This is a genomic window from Mesorhizobium sp. M0615, from assembly GCF_040320805.1.
Classification (GTDB): domain Bacteria; phylum Pseudomonadota; class Alphaproteobacteria; order Rhizobiales; family Rhizobiaceae; genus Mesorhizobium.
The window spans coordinates 54,582-72,425 of sequence record NZ_JAMYQI010000023.1; the positions used below are offsets into that span (position 1 = coordinate 54,582).

Annotated in this window: 19 protein-coding genes; 8 read left to right on the forward strand and 11 right to left on the reverse strand. The window is 62.4% G+C overall.

The features are described 5' to 3' along the window. Positions 1-7: 7 nt before the first annotated feature. The 5 genes from NKI46_RS28635 to hemC all read right to left on the reverse strand — a co-directional run bounded on the left by NKI46_RS28635 (position 8) and on the right by hemC (position 5,417). The gene (locus NKI46_RS28635) at positions 8-487 is read right to left on the reverse strand and encodes a tellurite resistance TerB family protein (RefSeq protein ID WP_023737965.1); all 480 of its coding nucleotides are present in this window, start codon (positions 485-487) and stop codon (positions 8-10) included. 76 nt (positions 488-563) lie between these two features. Beyond that, a complete protein-coding gene (locus tag NKI46_RS28640; RefSeq protein ID WP_352749162.1) occupies positions 564-2,165 on the reverse strand; it encodes a heme biosynthesis protein HemY in 1,602 nt (533 codons plus the stop codon). A 10-nt stretch (positions 2,166-2,175) separates the two neighbouring features. Beyond that, entirely contained in the window at positions 2,176-3,666 is a 1,491-nt protein-coding gene (locus tag NKI46_RS28645; RefSeq protein WP_352749165.1) for a COG4223 family protein, read from the reverse strand. A 112-nt stretch (positions 3,667-3,778) separates the two neighbouring features. Next, complete coding sequence (locus NKI46_RS28650) at positions 3,779-4,492, reverse strand: uroporphyrinogen-III synthase (protein WP_023705004.1); 714 nt, start codon at positions 4,490-4,492, stop codon at positions 3,779-3,781. A gap of 1 nt (position 4,493) precedes the next feature. Then, entirely contained in the window at positions 4,494-5,417 is a 924-nt protein-coding gene (hemC, locus tag NKI46_RS28655) for a hydroxymethylbilane synthase (protein WP_023705005.1), read from the reverse strand. 120 nt (positions 5,418-5,537) lie between these two features. Between hemC and tsaD the strand changes: the two genes are divergently transcribed. Next, positions 5,538-6,623, forward strand: coding sequence for a tRNA (adenosine(37)-N6)-threonylcarbamoyltransferase complex transferase subunit TsaD (tsaD, locus tag NKI46_RS28660; protein WP_352460335.1), 1,086 nt, complete (start codon positions 5,538-5,540; stop codon positions 6,621-6,623). Continuing rightward, positions 6,620-7,636, forward strand: a complete 1,017-nt coding sequence (locus NKI46_RS28665; protein WP_023705007.1) for an NAD(P)H-dependent glycerol-3-phosphate dehydrogenase — start codon at positions 6,620-6,622, stop codon at positions 7,634-7,636. The genes tsaD and NKI46_RS28665 overlap by 4 nt, the downstream gene beginning before the upstream one ends. On the opposite strand, the gene NKI46_RS28670 is transcribed toward NKI46_RS28665, so the two are convergent. Further along, a complete protein-coding gene (locus tag NKI46_RS28670; protein ID WP_023705008.1) occupies positions 7,633-9,399 on the reverse strand; it encodes a DUF7056 domain-containing protein in 1,767 nt (588 codons plus the stop codon). The two genes, NKI46_RS28665 and NKI46_RS28670, sit on opposite strands and share 4 nt — an antisense overlap. A 242-nt stretch (positions 9,400-9,641) precedes the next feature. Here NKI46_RS28670 and NKI46_RS28675 point away from each other — a divergent pair, with 242 nt between their 5' ends. Beyond that, positions 9,642-10,490, forward strand: coding sequence for a class I SAM-dependent methyltransferase (locus tag NKI46_RS28675; RefSeq protein ID WP_156931600.1), 849 nt, complete (start codon positions 9,642-9,644; stop codon positions 10,488-10,490). Between the two features lie 178 nt (positions 10,491-10,668). Here NKI46_RS28675 and NKI46_RS28680 read toward each other — a convergent pair whose 3' ends face one another. The 4 genes from NKI46_RS28680 to NKI46_RS28695 are packed head-to-tail and all read right to left on the reverse strand — an operon-like array spanning position 10,669 to position 14,023. Further along, the gene (locus tag NKI46_RS28680; RefSeq protein ID WP_023705009.1) at positions 10,669-11,298 is read right to left on the reverse strand and encodes a class I SAM-dependent methyltransferase; all 630 of its coding nucleotides are present in this window, start codon (positions 11,296-11,298) and stop codon (positions 10,669-10,671) included. Continuing rightward, positions 11,295-11,795 carry a GtrA family protein gene (locus NKI46_RS28685; RefSeq protein WP_023705010.1) on the reverse strand — a complete coding sequence of 167 codons (501 nt, stop codon included), beginning with the start codon at positions 11,793-11,795 and terminating at the stop codon, positions 11,295-11,297. The genes NKI46_RS28680 and NKI46_RS28685 overlap by 4 nt, the downstream gene beginning before the upstream one ends. Before the next feature lie 4 nt (positions 11,796-11,799). After that, a complete protein-coding gene (locus NKI46_RS28690) occupies positions 11,800-12,804 on the reverse strand; it encodes a glycosyltransferase (RefSeq protein WP_245260377.1) in 1,005 nt (334 codons plus the stop codon). Next, entirely contained in the window at positions 12,794-14,023 is a 1,230-nt protein-coding gene (locus NKI46_RS28695) for a glycosyltransferase family 2 protein (protein ID WP_023709450.1), read from the reverse strand. The genes NKI46_RS28690 and NKI46_RS28695 overlap by 11 nt, the downstream gene beginning before the upstream one ends. A 385-nt stretch (positions 14,024-14,408) precedes the next feature. Here NKI46_RS28695 and NKI46_RS28700 point away from each other — a divergent pair, with 385 nt between their 5' ends. The 4 genes from NKI46_RS28700 (at position 14,409) to NKI46_RS28715 (ending at position 16,400) form a co-directional block, all read left to right on the forward strand. Continuing rightward, positions 14,409-14,705: a YciI-like protein gene (locus tag NKI46_RS28700; RefSeq protein ID WP_023705014.1), complete on the forward strand. Its 297-nt coding sequence runs from the start codon at positions 14,409-14,411 to the stop codon at positions 14,703-14,705. A gap of 88 nt (positions 14,706-14,793) precedes the next feature. After that, the gene (locus NKI46_RS28705) at positions 14,794-15,219 is read left to right on the forward strand and encodes an EVE domain-containing protein (RefSeq protein ID WP_023670487.1); all 426 of its coding nucleotides are present in this window, start codon (positions 14,794-14,796) and stop codon (positions 15,217-15,219) included. Continuing rightward, positions 15,174-15,872 carry a class I SAM-dependent methyltransferase gene (locus tag NKI46_RS28710; protein ID WP_352749172.1) on the forward strand — a complete coding sequence of 233 codons (699 nt, stop codon included), beginning with the start codon at positions 15,174-15,176 and terminating at the stop codon, positions 15,870-15,872. Before NKI46_RS28705 ends, NKI46_RS28710 begins: the two co-directional genes overlap by 46 nt. Before the next feature lie 105 nt (positions 15,873-15,977). Further along, positions 15,978-16,400, forward strand: coding sequence for a DUF1761 domain-containing protein (locus tag NKI46_RS28715; RefSeq protein WP_352515128.1), 423 nt, complete (start codon positions 15,978-15,980; stop codon positions 16,398-16,400). A 15-nt stretch (positions 16,401-16,415) separates the two neighbouring features. Here the strand turns inward: NKI46_RS28715 and gcvA are convergent, their stop codons facing one another. Continuing rightward, complete coding sequence (gene gcvA / locus NKI46_RS28720) at positions 16,416-17,336, reverse strand: transcriptional regulator GcvA (protein WP_023683901.1); 921 nt, start codon at positions 17,334-17,336, stop codon at positions 16,416-16,418. Positions 17,337-17,470: 134 nt separating this feature from the next. On the opposite strand from gcvA, the gene NKI46_RS28725 reads away from it, so the two are divergent. After that, entirely contained in the window at positions 17,471-17,710 is a 240-nt protein-coding gene (locus NKI46_RS28725) for a hypothetical protein (protein WP_352749176.1), read from the forward strand. The last annotated feature ends 134 nt before the right edge of the window (positions 17,711-17,844 follow it).

The following is a 17,844-nucleotide window of genomic DNA, read 5'->3' on the forward strand; positions in this document are numbered from 1 at the left end:
CGGAATCCTATTCGTCGCTCGACGTTCCGCTGGCGCCGGGCGCGGCGGCCGCCGCCTTGCGGCGCGCCTCGACGCGGTCGTGGCGCTCGACGCCGATCAGTTCGGCGACGCGCCAGACGGTGTTGTCCTCCAACTCGTGCAGTTCGCCATCGGCATAGACGATTTCCCACATCAGGCCGATGAAAGCCTTGCGCGCCTCGGCGTCGAGATGGCGCTTCAAGACGCTGGTGAAGGCATAGAGGTCGATCGCCTCATTGTCGGCGCGCTCGCCGGCGGCAGCCAACGCATCGAGTTCGTCGCCGCTGATCGAATAGCTCTGCGCCAGCACCTGCTTGAACCGCTCCCACTCGACATCCTGGCGCACGCCGTCGGCATTCATCACATGATAGAGCAAAGCCGACTCCGCAACGCGCGGATCGTCCGCATTGGCGCGAGCCCCAGCCCCGGAGGGCAGGTCTTTCAGAAAGGCCAGGATGCGTTCGAACATGGTGCTCACTTCACATTATTGGAGCATGATCTTTTCCAAAAACCGGTATCCACTTTGTGGGATCATGCTTCAGGGATCAAAACAGGCGGAAGCGGCGCGGTGACTTCTCCGCTTCGTCATCGGGGTCGACGCCGGGGTCGTCGGGCAGCCGCGCCAGTTCCTCGGCAGGTTCGACGGGTTCGGCGTCGTTTGGTATTGCGGCGAAAGCGGCGGCGGTGACCGGCGTGACCCGGTCATCGCCCACAGCGGGCTTCGGCTCGGTCGGCGCCTCGCTGATCGTCCTGGCGATGGCCGGATGATCGATCACTTCGGCTTCCTTTGCCGGCTTGGCGGGTGCCGCAAGCACCGGCACATCGGCTTCGTCTTCATGGCTGTCGATGAGCTGGCCCAGCCGCTCCATCGGTGCGCGCCAGGCGAAAGCGTCGAGCTTGCCGCTGACCGGCGATACCGGCGCCCAGCGTTCGGAGACGACGCCGTCGGCGACCCAGGCCGGATCGCGCGGCGCCCTGACCGCCTTGGACAGCAATTGCCTGATCTTGCCCTGGTCGCCGGTCTCTGCCTCCTCGATATCGGCCAGCAGCAGGTAAGCGCCTTCCCGGCGATCCATGCGGATCGCGGCTTCCGCCTCGCGGCGGGCGGTGGAAAAATCCTGCGCATCGAGCGCGGCGCGCGCCACCGTCATCGACGATTCGGCATTGTTGCGCTTCAGCTCCTGCAGCTTCTTCGCCCGGTTGAGACGATCGACCACGGCATCTCCCGGCCTTGCATGGGTGTAGAGCTCGGCGATCTCGGGATGCGGCTCCGCCTTCCAGGCTGCCTCAAGGATCTTCGAGCCTTTGCGCACATCGTTCTGTTTGAACAGAAGATTGGCGGCTGCAACCGCGGCCGGCGCGAAATCGGGCGCGAGCTTGTTGGCCTCGAGAGCGGCTGCCTTGGCTGCATTGGGGTCGCTGTCGGTCAGCGCCTGCGCCTTGGCGGTCAACAGCACAGCGCGGCGGCGATTGGCGGCGTCGCGTTCGATCTGCCTGGTCGACTTCTGCGCCTCCACCAGCTTCAGCGCGCCGTCCCAGTCGCCGCGCCCGGTCAGATCCTCCAGCGTCGACTCGGCGGCCCAAGCCAGTTGCGGCGCGACGGAAGCGGCGCGGCCGGCATAGTGACGCGCCGCGTTGCGGTCGCCGAGCCGTTCGGCTTCGAGATAGAGCCCGCGCAGGCCAAGCAGCCGCATTTCGGGGTCGTCGAGCATGGCCTCGAATTTTTCGCGCGCGCCCTCATGGTCGCCTTCGAGCAGCGAGGCTTGCGCTTCGAGCAACTGGATCAGCGGCTCCTGGTCGGAGCGGATCAGCTTGGCGGCTTCCTTGGTCTTCTTGCGGGCCAGCGCGCCGTCGCCGGCGCCGGCTGCGATCATGCCGGTCGACAGCGCCTGATAGCCACGGTCGCGGCGGCGGACGCGGAAATAGCGCGAGATCGTGTACGGGCTGTTCCACAGCGACTTGATCAGCCACCAGACGATCATCACCGCTGCGACGACGGCAACGATCGCCACCGCCGCCACCATCAGGCTGACCTGGTATTGGTAACCATTGAAGGTGACGACCATCTCGCCGGGACGATCGGCCAGCCAGGCAAAGCCGAGGCCGAGCGCGAAGACGGTGGCGAGAAAGATGAGAATGCGGATCATCGTGTCGTCCTCATGCCTTCATCGCACCTGCAATCAGCGCGTCGACCTGCGTCTCGACGTCGATGCGCGCCTTCAGTTTGCCGGCAAAGTCGGCGCCGGCAGCCTTGACCGCATCCGGCAGCGTTGCGTATTCGCTGAGCGCCTTGGCGTAGTCGCCCTGGTTGACCGCCACTTCGATGCGCGCCACGGTTTCCGGCGCGCCGGCGCCTTCGACGGCGCCGATCGGCCGGACCTTGACCAGCGATTCGGCGCTCGACAAAAGGTTCTGGAAGAAGCCGGCATTTTCATCGACCGGCGTCGCCGCCGCGACCATCGCATTGGCCGCGGCGTCGGCCTCGCCGGCGATCTCGGTGCGGGTCGGGACGCCCTTTTCAGCGTAGGGGCGCAGCGCTGCAATCTGCGGTGCATCGGGCGAGATCGCCGCGAAGGTCTCCAACTCGGCGGCGAACGGCGCGCCGCGGTCAAGCGCCGCCTTCAAGGCCGAAGCGGCGATGGCCATCGCGATCTTTGGCTGCGAGGCCTGCGCATCGACCTTGCCGGCGAGCTGCGTCACCGACTGCTCCAGCGCGGCGATCTTGCCTTCCTGCGCCTTGGCTGCCTCGCCGGCCGATTTCACCAGTGCGTCGAGGCCCGCCAGTCTTTCATTGAGCGGCGCGAGATCGACGGGCGCTGCACCACCGGCCTGGCCAAGGGCGGCGACCGCCGTCTCTATCTGCTTGACCTTGTCGCCAAGCGCTGCAAGCCCGGCATTGTCGCCGGCGCCGCCCTTTTCGACCGCCGATTTCAGCGATGCGACATCGGCCTTGACCTGATCCAGCGCCGAAGACAGCCCGTCGACCTTGGCCGTTGCGGCGCCATTGCCGCTGGCTTCCCTGAGGTCGGCGATTTCGCGCTTCAGCGAAGCGATCTCGCCATTGACGCCGTCGAGCGAGACCGTGCCCGCCCCTGAGCCCGGAGCGCCAAGCACGCCGGCAAACTGCAGCCCCCCGGCGGCAGCCAGCGCGATGACACCGCCGATGATGCCGGCGGCAATGCCGTTCGTGCGCTTCGGTTGCGCGGCCATGGGCTGGTTCCCGGCTGTCCTTGGGGTTTCCTTGGGTGCACCCGGCTTGGGCGAGGCATCCTCGAAACTGAAGTCGGAGGTTCTGGCGCGCGGTGGCGCATCCGAAGCGGTGGGGTAAGGCTGCTCCGCCTGGGTGGACGCCTTGGCATCGGCGCTTTCGGGAGCGGCCTGCGCCGCGGCGTCGGAGTGCTCCCACGGCTCGAGATCGGCCTGATCGGCATGAACGGGCTCGTCAGGCGTCTCCGGCTGCGCATTGGCCATGGCAGCCGCATCCTCAGCCGCAACCGACCCTGCCGGGGCCTCGACGTCGTCCGAGTTGGCGACATCCGTCTTGGCGGCATCCGCATCGGCAATGCGCGAGACAGCGCCGGGTTCGAGTTCGATGGTCACCGGCTCGCGGCGGCTTTTCGAATGTCGCATCTTCGGCGTCTTGACCATGCCTGGGCTCCGCAATCCTGCTTCGTCTGGGCGCCCGACGGCGCGTGATGGTTTGAAAAATGGTCTAGCACATCATCATCAGGTGAAAAGGGGCGGCGTGATGACACGGGGCTCAGTCGCCGCGGTGCAACAGCTCAAGCAGCGCCTCCTCCTGCGGTTCCCGCGCAATGCGTATTTTTTTGCCGGCGGCATTGTCAAACGCCGCTGCCACGCGCTCGGAGAGCGCAAAAGCCTGCATGTTTTCAAGGAGATCGCGCAGTTCCGCCCGGCTGGCCAAGGCCTGCAACGCTGCCGCCGCCTTGGCTGAATAGAGCAGCACCGCGTCGACCGCCTGATCGGACAGGCGTGTACGGATTTCAGCATCGGAATAATCGAGCGAAATCGTGTCGTAGGTTTCGACGGTGCGGACCTCGACGCCGGCCTTTCGCAGCCGCGCCTCGAATGCCGGAAACCGCACGCGCCCTGTGAGATAGACGACCGCCTTGCCGGAAAGGCCGGCAGCAATCGCCTCGGCCAGCCGCTCGGCGTCGCCCGCCCCTTCGCTGACCGACAAGAACCCTGTCGAACGTGCCGCTTCAGCCGTCCTGCGTCCGACGGCATGGCAAGGCAAGGCGGCGAGCGCACGAATGAGTTCTTTCGGCGCATGCCGCACCGCATTTGCGCTGGTCACAGCGACGGCCACGGCATTGTCGCTCGCAGCATCGGCGCCAACCCGCAGTGTCACCGTTTCGGTCAGCGGCAGAAGGAGCGGCTCAAATCCCAATTCCTGCAGCCGCCGCATGGTTCGCGACGCCCCAGGTTGCGGCCGCGTCACCAGGACACGCATATCAGACCCAGCCGTCGAAGAAGGTTTCGCCCGCTTTGACCCGCACCATCCTGGCCGCGTCCGTGCCGATGTCAGCGGCATCCAGCGCCAAGCCTTCGGCCTTGACCTCATGCGATTGCGTGCCATCGGGCGAAATGATCAGCCCGGCGAAAACCAGCCTGCCGCCCGATATCGTCGCATAGCCGGCGATCGGCGTGCGGCAGGAGCCATCGAGCGCCGCCAGGAAGGCGCGCTCACAGGCCAGCGCCTGGCCTGTCGACACATCATGGATGGCCACCAGCATCTTTTCGACCTCGCTGTCGCCGATGCGGGTTTCGATGCCGATTGCGCCTTGTCCCGGCGCCGGCGGAAAAGCATCGAGCGGCATCAGATCGGTGACGACATGGCCGAGCCCGAGCCGCTTCAGCCCGGCATAAGCGAGGATCGTGCCTTCGGCGACGCCTTCCTCCAGCTTGCGCAGCCTGGTCTGCACATTGCCGCGGAACATGACCACGTCTAGGTCCGGCCGCATGCGCCGGATCAGCGCCTGACGCCTGAGCGAAGACGACCCGACCTTGGCGCCTTGCGGCAAATCAACAATGCGCTCCACCGCCTTGCCGATGAAGGCGTCCCGCGCATCCTCGCGCGGCAGGAAGGCGGACAGCTCCAGCCCGACCGGCAGCACTGTCGGCATGTCCTTGGAGGAATGCACGGCGATATCGATCGTGCCGGCCAGCAGCGCCTCTTCGATTTCCTTGGTGAACAGCCCCTTGCCGCCGGCTTCCGACAGCGGCCGGTCCTGGATGCGGTCGCCGCTGGTCGAAATGACGACGACCTCGAAGGCTTCCGCCGGCATGCCATGCGCTTCCATCAGCCGCGCCTGCGTCTCATGCGCCTGGGCGAGCGCCAGCGGGCTGCCGCGTGTTCCGATTTTCAAAGTTTGCATGGCGCGCGGTCCGTGATAACCCCCGGCTGGCTTTGCGTTTCCGGCGCTCTCCCTAACGAGGCCCGCCTCTACTAACTAGGAAAGTCCGGCGACACAATCTCTGGAGACAGCGACGAATTGATCCGCGTTCTGGGCATTGAGACGAGTTGCGACGAGACCGCCGCCAGCGTGGTGACGCTGGACGGCGATTCCGTGCCGGTGATTGCGTCCAACATCGTGCTCAGCCAGATCGAGGAGCACGCCGCCTTCGGCGGCGTCGTGCCGGAGATCGCCGCGCGTGCCCATGTCGAGGCGCTGGACGGCATTGTCGAGGCCGCTCTTGCGGATTCGGGCGTAGCCCTGGCCGACATCGACGCCATTGCCGCCACTGCGGGCCCCGGCCTGGTCGGCGGGCTGATCGTCGGCCTGATGACGGCCAAGGCGATTGCAGCGGCCGCCGGCAAGCCGCTGATCGCCATCAACCATCTCGAAGGCCACGCACTGACCGCAAGGCTGACCGACGGGCTCGACTTTCCCTATCTGCTGCTGCTGGTTTCCGGCGGCCACACCCAGATCGTCGCCGTGCGCGGCGTCGGCGACTACCAGCGCTGGGCGACGACCATCGACGACGCGCTCGGCGAAGCTTTCGACAAGACGGCCAAAATGCTCGGCCTGCCCTATCCCGGCGGCCCGAACGTCGAAAAGGCGGCAATGTCGGGCGATGCGGCGCGCTTTGCCCTTCCGCGGCCGATGAAGGGCTCGGCGCAGCCCGATTTCTCCTTCTCCGGCCTCAAGACTGCGGTGCGCCAGGCGGCGACCGCCATCCAGCCGCTGACTGAGCAGGATGTCGCCGACATCTGCGCCTCGTTCCAGGCGGCAGTAGCCGATGCGCTGGGCGACCGCGTGGCCCGCGCGCTTGCCCGCTTCCGCGACGAATTTCCGGACAAGGCCAAGCCGGCGCTGGTCGTTGCCGGTGGCGTCGCCGCCAACAGAGCGATCAAGGCGACGCTGCAGAAGCAGTGCGCCGAGGCCGGCTTCGCCTTTGTCGCGCCGCCGCTCAAACTGTGCACCGACAATGCGGCGATGATCGCCTGGGCCGGGATCGAGCGGTTGCGGGCAGGCCTGTCGCAAGAGAACGGCTTCGATTTCGTGCCGCGTTCGCGCTGGCCGCTGGACAGCATTTCGGCGCCGATGGTCGGCTCCGGCCGGCGCGGAGCGAAAGCATGAGCGCCAGCAAGACAAGCGGCAGGGACAGAACCGGCTGGCGCGTCGCCGTGCTTGGCGGCGGCGCCTGGGGCACGGCGCTGGCGCTGGCGATGCTGCGCTCCGGTCACGATGTGCGGCTCTACGCCCGCGACGAAGAGACGGTTTCCGCGATCCGCCGCGGCGAGAACCCGCGTTATCTCCCCGGCATCGCCATTGAAACAGGCATTGCGGCGACCAGCGATATCGGCACTGCCCTGACCGATGCCGATTGCGCGCTGGCCGTGGCACCGGCACAGGCGCTGCGCGCCATGCTGACGACGGCAAAGCCCCATATGCCGAAAGGCATCCCGCTGGTTCTCTGCGCCAAAGGCATTGAGCGCGACACCGGCGCGCTGCTGTCGGCGATCGTTGATGAGATTCTGCCCGAAACTCCGGTTTCGGCCCTGTCCGGTCCCAGCTTTGCCGCCGACGTCGCCAGGGGTCTGCCGACCGCTGTCGTGGTTGCTGCACGCGACGACGCCTTGGCGGCCGAGCTTGCCGCGCGCTTTTCGGCGCAGAATCTGCGCTGCTATTCCAGCGACGATTTGATCGGCGTCGAGATCGGCGGTGCTTTGAAGAATGTGTTCGCCATTGCCGCTGGCGCCGTCACCGGCGCTGGGCTCGGCGCCAGCGCGCAGGCCGCCATGGTGACACGCGGCTTCGTCGAACTGCGCCGCATCGGCGCGTCCTTCGGCGCCAAGCCGGAGACGCTGATGGGGCTTTCCGGCCTCGGCGACCTTTTGCTCACCTGCTCTTCGGCCCAGTCGCGCAATTTCGCCTATGGGCTGGCGCTGGGGCAAGGTAAGCCCTTGTCCGGACTGCCGCTCGCCGAAGGCGTGCCGACGGCGGCGATCGCCGCCCGCATCGCCACCGAGCGCCACATCGACGCGCCGATCATCGCTGCGGTGTCGGCGATACTGGACGGCACGATCACCATTCGGCAGGCTGTCACGGCATTGATGACCCGGCCGCTGAAGACCGAAACCGGTATTTAATTGTAAACTCCCGTGAACAGCTCGGTATTGTCCCCGCCAGGCACGATGCGGTTTTCATAGTGACCTTCCGGCAGCAGCAGTGCCTCGGCTGGACCGTTGCGCAGGACAACGTCGCTGGTACCTGCCTCCAAGGATAGGGGCGAAGAATGCGAGGTGCCGTTTATCTCGACCTCGCCGTCTGCAAGCTCCCCGCTGGTCGTGTACAGGCTGTATCGTCCGGCGACAGGCACCTTGAAAACGACCGGACGACCGGAATAGAGGCGACGACCAGCCATTCTGATGTTGGGAGCGATCTGGACGTAGCTGTCGCGGATGAGAGGCGCGATCACGGTATCGATCAAATCCATGCGATATGACCAGAGGACCATCTTGGGCGGGGAATCCGAGAGAACTTTGTAGGCTTCCGATTGCCTGCCTTCCTGCAATGTTTTCAAGACATAATGCTGGTCGAGCCAGAGTGTGGAGGGCTCCTGTCGATTGGGCAGCATGGCGATGCCGTCGAAATACTTCTCATCCGGTGCGAGCAAAGATTCCGCGCGCGAGACCAGTTCAAGCTGGGCCTGATTGTTGAGGCGTAGGTAAACGACATTGCTCGCGTAGCTCATTGCGATGGCTGTGATCAGCACCGCGAGGACAGGAACCCGGTAGCGCGCGTGGGTTGCGGTGCTGTCGAGAAGCTCCAACGACCAGAGCGCAACGAACGGCAACGCCATGATGAAGACATAAGGCCAGGGCTGGTCGTGCGTGAATACCAGCACCGTGATGACGAGTGAAAAGATCAGCGCAATTCGCCTTCGACCATCGAGTTTCATGATCCGCATCAGTGACAGGGCCATACCGGAGAAACAGATCCCGTAAAGAAGGGCGTTCCGCGCCAGTGTCTGTAACACGAACTGCCTCAGTCCCCCGTAGTCACCGCCTCCACGCGTCGCAATCTCGACCGGGCCAAGTAAAAGGTTTTTGGCCGCGAGAACAGGGGCGCCTCCACCGAAGATCAAGCAATAGACCATTATCGGAACGGCCCATCCAAGCACGAGCCACCCTCCGCGAACCGCCCCTGTTGCGTAGCGTCTCATCAAGGCTGCGTCAGCAACAAGGCCGATGCCGAGCGCAACGTTGAAGTAGACCGATTTCTGAGTGATGACGAAGGCAAGGCCACTTAGCATGCCGGCGGCAACAAGCTGCCTTGCCCTCAACCCAGGTGCGCGCAGGACAACCAGCAACGCCGCCACGGCGAAGAACACTGCCGGCGGTTCGGCGATGGTACGAAAGATGCGCTCCATGAAATTCGAAAAGCACAGGAGAACGAGGACGATCGTCAAAGCGCGCACGCGATCCTCGCCCAGAGCGCGAGCGCATGGGTAGATCAAAGAGATCGTCCCGCAGGCCAGCAACGCAGTCTGCATGCGGCCAGCAAGCAGAATCGACGTGGCATTCCAGCCGATCAGATGAGCAATCTCATAAAAAGCCGCATAGCCGACCGCCTTGGGATGCCAGATCGTATCGAACAGGCCGTTGGAGAAATATTTCGCCCATCCGAGTTGGACGAATTCATCCATGACGAAGCGGATGTTCCAAGCCAGAACGAACAGCAAGATGATCTTGAGTGCGATCAGGATATGCAGAAAAGTTGTTGTTGGGCGCTGCCCGAGAGCGAACAGCTTGTTTGGTCCCGGCTCCTGCGTATTCAAGACAACCCCCTCGATCGTGCCCAGGCAGACCAACGCCAGGCGTGCTGCCTCGCTGGGCGCAACGCCCTTCATCCTCAGACAACAACTTCGAGGCCGGCAGCTCCGCTTGGCGAAGCATGGTTCCACCGCGGTTAATTTTCCGAGACTGTGCGGAACTGAAGCCGTCGCGCTTCGGATTCTTGCAGCGCTCCGCTCCAGCCTGTCTATACGCAGCGGACTTTAGCCGCTGTTAGCCTTTTGCTTGTTAAGAAGGGTTATGTTCAAACACGGCAGCCAGCCTTCTGCGACAATGCGGAGGCTTGAAAGGACATCGCGTGCTACAACCCAAGATGGCATCGGGCCTCGTCTGCCCAGTCTGCTATTCCAGGCTTGGCACAAGCCCGGTTGCCCTGACCTGCGAATCTTGCCCTGCCCCCTATCCCGTGCACAAAGGCATTCCGTTCTTTGTCGAGTCGCCGGTGAGGGAGGGCTTCGACGCGAGCTTCCATGAAGAGGCGTATGCCGGTACCAGTACGCGCGCCCGTCTCTACAATTCGCTCAAGCAGGTCATCACCAGCGAATATTCACCGCACGACACGCTGAATTCGTTTCTTGCCTCGATACCTCAGGACTCAATGATCGTTGAGTTCGGCTCCGGCGCACGGCGCGTCCGCCCCGATGTTCTCAACATTGACCTGTTCCCCACCCCGAACGTCGATCTGGTCGCGAATATCGAGCACACGCCGCTTGCGAGCGATTCCGTCGACGTCGTCATTCTGGACAGCGTGATCGAGCATGTTCCCAATCCGGTAGCGGTCGTCGATGAAGTGTTCCGTGTCCTGAAGCCGGGTGGGAAGCTGCTCTGCATCAACCCTTTCCTGTTCCCCTATCACGGCTATCCCGCCCACTACTGCAACTTCACAAAGGACGGGATCGAGCAGCTTCTCCAGCGGTTCGCAAGGGTAGAGGTCCAGACGCATCAAGGGCCGACAAGCGCGATCGTCAACATCCTGTCCGAATACATCGGCGTCGTTGTCGGTCGAGAGAACCGAACCCGCTACATGGTAGCGAAAGCCGCGATCCTGACGCTGACATTCCCGTTGAAGTTTATCGACAAATTTCTGGTCGATCGCCCGGAGAGTCACCGGATCGCCAGCATGCTCGGCACCATCGCGACCAAATAGCGTGTCGCTGACCAGCGCTTATTGCCAAGAGCAATTCCAGGAAAGTGTGATCGGTTTTCCCAGGAAAAGCGCGTAGCGCTTTCCCTTGGGAATTGCGCAAAAACAAAGAGATAGAGCGGTTCGCCGTTTCCGTGAAACGGTGAAACGTTCTAGCGACCCGCCAGGATCTACCCATCTGCTACCAGCTGAGCAGTTCACAATAATTCGGCCGGTCCGGTAACGCCGATGCTCTTTTTGCTGTGGGGAAATGCCGTCTTGCCATGGCCGTGAAGTCCGAGCGTGAAAATAGCACGACATGCTTGTCTCCGGTAATGTGCCGGTCCGCAAGAAGCGACAAGGTGGCGCGTATTCCACCAGGCTCGATGTCCTTCAAGATGATCTTCCGGCAGGCCCAGCGTTCGCAACTGTCGGCCAGCGATTTGAAGAATGCGTCGCGCCCATCGACCGGCACATGATGAATGACGTCGGAAATCGTCACAACATCAAAAGATCCCTGCACGCTGGAAAGGTCCGTGGCGGGCAGAAGTTCGACCTTCGCCCGATTTGCGTTGCTTAGAAAGGCACCGATTGAAGGTGCGAGATCGCACATCGTAACCGTCAGGTCGGGGCGCCGATCAAGCAACCGGTCGACGAGCGCTCCATCCCCGCCGCCGATATCCAAAACCCTCGCGCCGTTCGGCAATTCGCGATCGAGAAAATCCGCAATTACATTGAGATTGACGAAAACACGCCGGTAGATGTCTCCGACCGGCTTGAAATGACGGCCAAGAGCCCTGCGCATGATCTGTCCTGGCGGCAACATTCTCATTCCTCGTTTCCCGTGGTTGAGCGAGAGGATGTCGCCGGCAAGGTGATGGGCTTTAGATTGAACCGTGACAAGATAGCAAAATGCGCAACGACAACGTTCCAGATGAGCAACGCAACTGTGGCGATCGGAGACGCAATCGCAACGCCAAGGCCGAGGCATGAACAGAGAAGCACCATCATGGCTACCGAGATCGGATAGGCCGCAGCCACACCTGCCGCAAAACGCGCAAACGCTTTCAAGCGAAGTGGCTTGCCGAAGGTGAACCAGCTGTGCAGAGCGTATCCCGTAGGCATCACAGCCAGGAATGAAATCATGATGCCCAGCAGGTAATGCCCACTCAGCTGATCAACCGCAATCATGATGGCATTGTGCGCAATTGCGCATATCGCTCCCACCACAGTGTACCGCCATCCACGTTCCAAAAGCGGTCTTTCGTGAGCTCCGGCATGGTTGCTCTTGTCCACTTGGTCGTCGGCGATCCTGGCAGAGCTGAACATTGCCTCAGAACGCTCCTGTCAGTTTCGCGCGAAGCCGGCACATGACGCGCTCCAGCAATCGCGAATCGCGCAAGTAGCGCCTTAATCCCGTCGGCCCGAGCGACAGCATGGTGCGAGCCGCTCGAACCAAGGCCTTCAAGTCGCCGCCCGACGCAGCCGCCAGCGACACATTGACGCTGATCGATGCCCGAGCAGCAGATTCAATCTGGCGTCGGCTGCGCGCCGAAAGCCGGTACAGATGGCGCTCTAGGACAGTCTGCATTTGCGAACGGAATTCGTTCGCATCGCGCGATCCGGTTACGGTCAGCGAATCGCCATGAACCCGGAAGGCTGTGGTTATCTCTTTGTGATAAACGACAGATCCGGCAACAGCGAGCTTCGCCCACATATCCCAATCCGCCGTATACCAAAGCATCTCATCCATGCCCCCGCATGCCAGCCAAGCACTCCGACGAAAAATCGGAGCAGGCACAGACACGAAATTCTGTACGAGAAGCCGTTCCAGCAAGAATTCAGATTCGAGCACCTTTTCGGTTGGCAAGGGACAGTTCCAGCATCCCATTCGCCGGCCGTGGCGGTCAACGATCGCAGTCGGGGCTAAATGAAGCGCTGCTTCGGGTGCGTCCGCGAGCCAGCGTCGAGCGGCCTCAATGCGCCCGGGCAACCACAGGTCGTCTTGGTGGAGTATGCAGACATAATCGGCGGCGGCTAGCTCAACGCCCAGGTTGGTCTTCGACTGCCAAGGCCCGAGATCTTTTCGCCGAAGCAGCCGGAACGCCGGCCGGTAGAGGAATCGCTCGACAATGGCAGCTGTGGCGTTCGTCGGGCTGCTGTCGATAATGATTATCTGCAGGTCGCCAGTCAGCTCCGCAGCAAGTGAATCAAGTGTCGCTCCAATCCATGCCGCCCCGTCATGGACAGGCATGACGACCGACAGAAAAGGCTTTTCGGCTGCGCGGCTTACGGCTTGAATTTCCGCTCGCGAGGCTGCTGAAGGGTTAGAACTCATGTCTGGCGCTCAATGTATCAAGCAGCAACTTGAGCACGAAGCCAGATAGCACCATGGACATGCCGGCCACGCAGATAGTGGTGACCACAAAGGTCAGATGCACTGATTGCTCCATGGGGCCACCGACAAAAATCCAATGTAGCGCCAGTGCCACGTCCGCCGCGAAGCCAGCTGCCGCGAGTACGCCACCGGAAAAAACCAGCCATTCCAAAGGGCGACCGCGCGTCAGCCATGACACAATTCGACCGCTGTAGACCGGATGGTAGATGGCGATTGCCACCTTTGCCAGCATACCGAACAGGATCGCTGAAAGGCCAATCAACGTCGCCATAGCCGAGAGCGCGACGAAGTGAATTCCGAAGTACCATCCACCGATGCGAACAGGTCCGGCAGCGAGAACTGCAAGGCCGGCAATGCCAGTGATCAGCAAGGTCAGCCCAGGCACGAGATACATGGTGTCCGGCGCGTGAGCAATAATGAGCCGCAAATGGCGCCAACCGTCGCGGAAGGAACGCAGATGCGGGGCGCGGTTTCGCTTGTCGGGGTAGAGCTTGATCGGCACTTCACGAATGGTGAGCCCAGCGCGATGCGCATTGATGATCATTTCCGAGGCGAATTCCATTCCCGGCGAGCGTGCGCCGATTTTCTGAAATGCCTCTCGAGTGAAGCCGCGCATGCCGCAATGGAAGTCGCGGATCGGAGATTTGTGCAGCCAGCGAGCGATGGTGGACAGGACGGGATTGCCCAGGTAGCGATGCAGTAGCGGCATGGCGCCCGGCTCGATACCGCCGGCGAACCGATTGCCCATGACAAAGTCCGCACCCAATTCCAACGCATCGATGAAATCGCCCAATTGGCTCCAGTCGTAGGAATCATCGGCATCGGCCATGATGAGATATTTGCCCTCGGCCGCTTCAACTGCAGCGCTGATTGCCGCGCCATAGCCCTTTACCGGCTGATGGACGACCCGCGCTCCCAACTGTTGCGCAATCTCCACCGACCTGTCCGTGGAGCCATTATCGCCGACGACGACTTCCCCCTTGACGCCGCGCCTCAAGAAGGCATCGAAGGCTTTGCGAATGCAAATGCCAATCGTCAATTCTTCGTTCAGGCAAGGAATAATTGCAGAGACGAGAACGCGCTCGGTCTCCATGCTGACCGTGAAAGCAGGCGTGGCGTCGTCGATCCTGACTGTCGTGTCCCCCGCGATGCTCTCCATTGCGTCCTCTATTCAGGCGTTCTGGAAGAACCAGCCCATCCCCACAACTGACCCGCTGGGAGCGTATCATATCGAAAATTGATTATCTTTGACTTACGAAATATCCAGTGGCGTCTTTATAAGCAGCAATCGCAAAGGCCAGGCGCTCTTTTTTCGCAATGCAGCGCTGTTGCCTGTGTCTGCTCTTTCGGGCGAAGCGATATCGTCTGTGACTTTCATCAAACTCATGTGGATCCATCATTTCAATGCCTTGGCCTTGAGCGGGGCGGAGATCCATCGCGACAGATCATTTGGCATTGACCCGAAGGCACCATAAAAGCAAAAACGCGGTTTCGGCAGTTCAAGGCGAACTTTAGTCGCAATCCCAACCCGGAGTTTCGAAAGCATGCTGTTTGCGTTGATTTGCAAGGACAAGCCCGGCAGCCTGCAGGTGCGCGTCGACACGCGACCCGCCCACGTCGCCTTTCTCGAGGGCCTGAACGCCGACAGGACACTGGCCTTTGCCGGTCCGTTCCTCGATGCCGACGGCAAGCCGAACGGCACCCTCGCCGTGGTCGAGGCGCCGGATCTCGCCGGTGCGCAGGCGCTGTCGGCTGCCGACCCCTATGCCAAGGCCGGGCTGTTCGAAAGTGTCGAAATCCGCCAGTGGAACTGGACCTTCAACAAGCCGGCGGCTAGTTAGTTCCGGCGGCGCCTAGAGCGATCCCAGGAAAAGTGTGTAACGGTTTTCCGTCCGGAATTGCGCAAAAAATAGTAGTTGGAGCAAAGACATGAACTACTGGCTGTTCAAATCCGAACCTTCGGTCTTCTCCTTCGAGGCGCTGAAGGCCAAGGGCAAGGCCGGCACGCAGTGGGACGGCGTGCGCAACTATGCAGCGCGCAACAACATGAAGGCGATGCAGATCGGCGATCTCGGCTTCTTCTATCACTCCAATGAGGGGCTGAACGTCGTCGGCATTGCCGAGGTCTGCGCGCTTGCCCATCAGGATACCACCACCGACGATCCGCGCTGGGAATGCGTCGACATCCGCGCCTTCAAGGACGTGCCGAACCCGCCGACGCTGGAGCAGGTCAAGGCCAATCCGAAGCTTGCCGAGATGGCGCTGGTGCGGCTTGGACGGCTTTCCGTACAGCCGGTGACGCCGGCCGAATGGAAGGAAGTCTGCCGCATGGGCGGCCTGACGCCGGCTCCGTGACGGTCCTCACGCCGAACAGCGCGAAAAAGTTCATTCTCGACAACACGGCGCTTATGTCGCCGCCGCATGTGCCGGAGATTGTCCTCAATCTTGCCGACGAAGCGCATGACCTCTGGCAGCGCACGGAGAACGAGCTGATTGAAATCGGCCTGCCGCCGCCGTTCTGGGCCTTTGCCTGGGCCGGCGGTCAGGGCCTTGCCCGTTACGTGCTGGACAATCCGTCGGATGTGCGGGGCAAACGCGTGCTCGACTTCGCCTCCGGCTCCGGCCTTGTCGCCATCGCCGCCGCCAAGGCGGGTGCGGCGCACGTGATCGCCGCCGACATCGACCCGTTCTGCGAAACGGCGATCCGCCTCAACGCAGAGGCCAATGGCGCTGCCATCGACTTTTGCGGCACGGACTGCATCGGCACCGACGCCGGCTGGGACGTGGTGCTGGCCGGCGACGTCTTCTACGACAAATCCTTCGCCGACACGCTGATGCCGTGGTTTTCGACACTGAAGGCGCGCGGCGCTGACATCCTCGTCGGCGATCCGGGCCGCTCCTACATGCCGAAGGCGGGACTGGAGCCGCTCGCAGTCTACGAAGTGGCGGTGACGCGGGCGCTGGAGGACGCCCTGGTCAAGCGCACCACGGTGTGGCGCTTCGCTTGACGGCATTGCCGAACAGGCGTTCCATCGCGCATTGATTTGAAGAATACGCATGTCGTTATCCCAGAACCGTCAGGCTTTGGGCTGCATGCTTGAGGGGAGGACTTTATGGATTTTTCAGTGGTGAACTGGCTGGCGGTGGTTGTCGCGGCCGTCGCGGCGTGGCTGTTTGGCGCCGTCTGGTACACGGCCCTCAGCAAGCCTTGGGTGAGGGCGGCCAGGATCGATCTGTCAACGTCAAAGAAATCGATATTGCCCTTCATCATCTCCTTCATCGCCGAGCTGATCATGGCGCTGGTCTTGGCCTTGGTCGTCGGCGCGATGACCGGCGGCGAGCCGGTCCTTGTCGCAGGGCTGGTCTTCGGCTTCGTCCTCTGGCTGGGTTTCGTCGCCACGACGCTGATGGCCAACCATCGCTATGAGAATTTCGGCTGGGACCTGACCCTGATCGACGGCGGCCACTGGCTCGGCGTGCTGTTGATCATCGGCGCGGTGATCGGCTGGTTCGGGGCGCCGGTCGTCGCCAGCTGAGGCCTGCAGAAGTCGTCAGGTCTGCGTCCTGGCGACTTCGTCGAGGATCCATTCGCGGAAAGCGATGATGCGCGGATCGTTGGCAGTGCTCTCGGGATAGACCAGGAAGTAGCCGAACTCCGGCCCCACGCGCAGACCGAGTTCAAAGGGCTGCACCAGCCTTCCCTGGGAAAGGTCGTTTGCCACCATGGCGAACTCGGCGAGCGCCACGGCATTGCCGTCGAGCGCCGCCTGCACGGCATCGGTAGAGGTTCCAAACACGATAGTCCGACTGTCGTCGAAATCGTTGATGCCGGCCGCCGCCATCCACATGCGCCAGTTCGGCCATGTCACGCCTTGGCGCGACCATTCGATATGGGCAAGCGTGTGGTTGAAGAGGTCGCGCGGTTCGCGCAGCGGCGGGCCGGAGGTCAGCAGGCTCGGGCTGCACACCGGAATGAGGATGTTGTCGAACAGGCGATGGGCGCGAAGCCCCGGATACTTGCCGACCCCGAACCGGATGCCGACATCGACGTCGTCGAGTTCGAAATCGCGCACTTCGTAGCCGATGTCGAACCTCAGCTCGATACTGGGCTGAAGTTTGCGAAAATCGTCGACGCGCCGCATCAGCCATTTTGACGCGAACTGCGCGTCGAGCGTCACCTTCAGCAATGCCGTGCCGCGCGTCAGCTTGCGCGCCCGCGACACCGCCCGGTTGAGCAGGTCGAGCGCATCGATCGAGGCCTCGAACAGCACCGTACCTGCCTCGGTCAACCGGATGGTACGACTGGTTCGCGTGAACAGCACCAGCCCGAGCTGATCCTCGATTTCCTTGATCTGGTGGCTGACCGCCGCCGGCGTCAGCCCGAGCTCGTCGGCAGCGCGGGTGAAATTGAGGTGGCGGGCGGCGGCTTCCAGAGTCCTCAGCGCGCGCGTTCCGGGCAACAGACGGGACATCACCGTATCCTCAAATAAAACTTGACGATCCGAAAAGAACTACTCGTTTCTCGCATGGATTTCAATGCGGCATGATGCATCCATCGAAACACCATCAAGCCGGATTTGATATCCGGCGGAACACGGAGCGCATCATGTCCATCTTCGTTTTGAACTCGCCAGCAGCTCGCTCGAACTGGTTGCATGCCGTAGCGGACTGGCTTCGCCAGGCGAAAGTCGCCATCAACCTGCCGCGCCAGGACGTGGAGGACCTTTCGGATCGCCAACTGCGCGATGTCGGCGCGCAGCGCAAGGACGTGACGCGGGCCGTGGACCGGGAACTCGGCCGGCTTGGATTGCTGGACACTGGGTGGCAGAAGCCGAGAAGGCGTTAGGCAATGGTGAGTAGTGAGTAGTGAAGGATTGAAACGACGCCGAGACCATCCTACTCCCTACTCCCTACTCCCTACTCCCTACTCCCTACTCCCTACTCCCTACTCCCTACTCCCTACTCCCTACTCCCTACTCC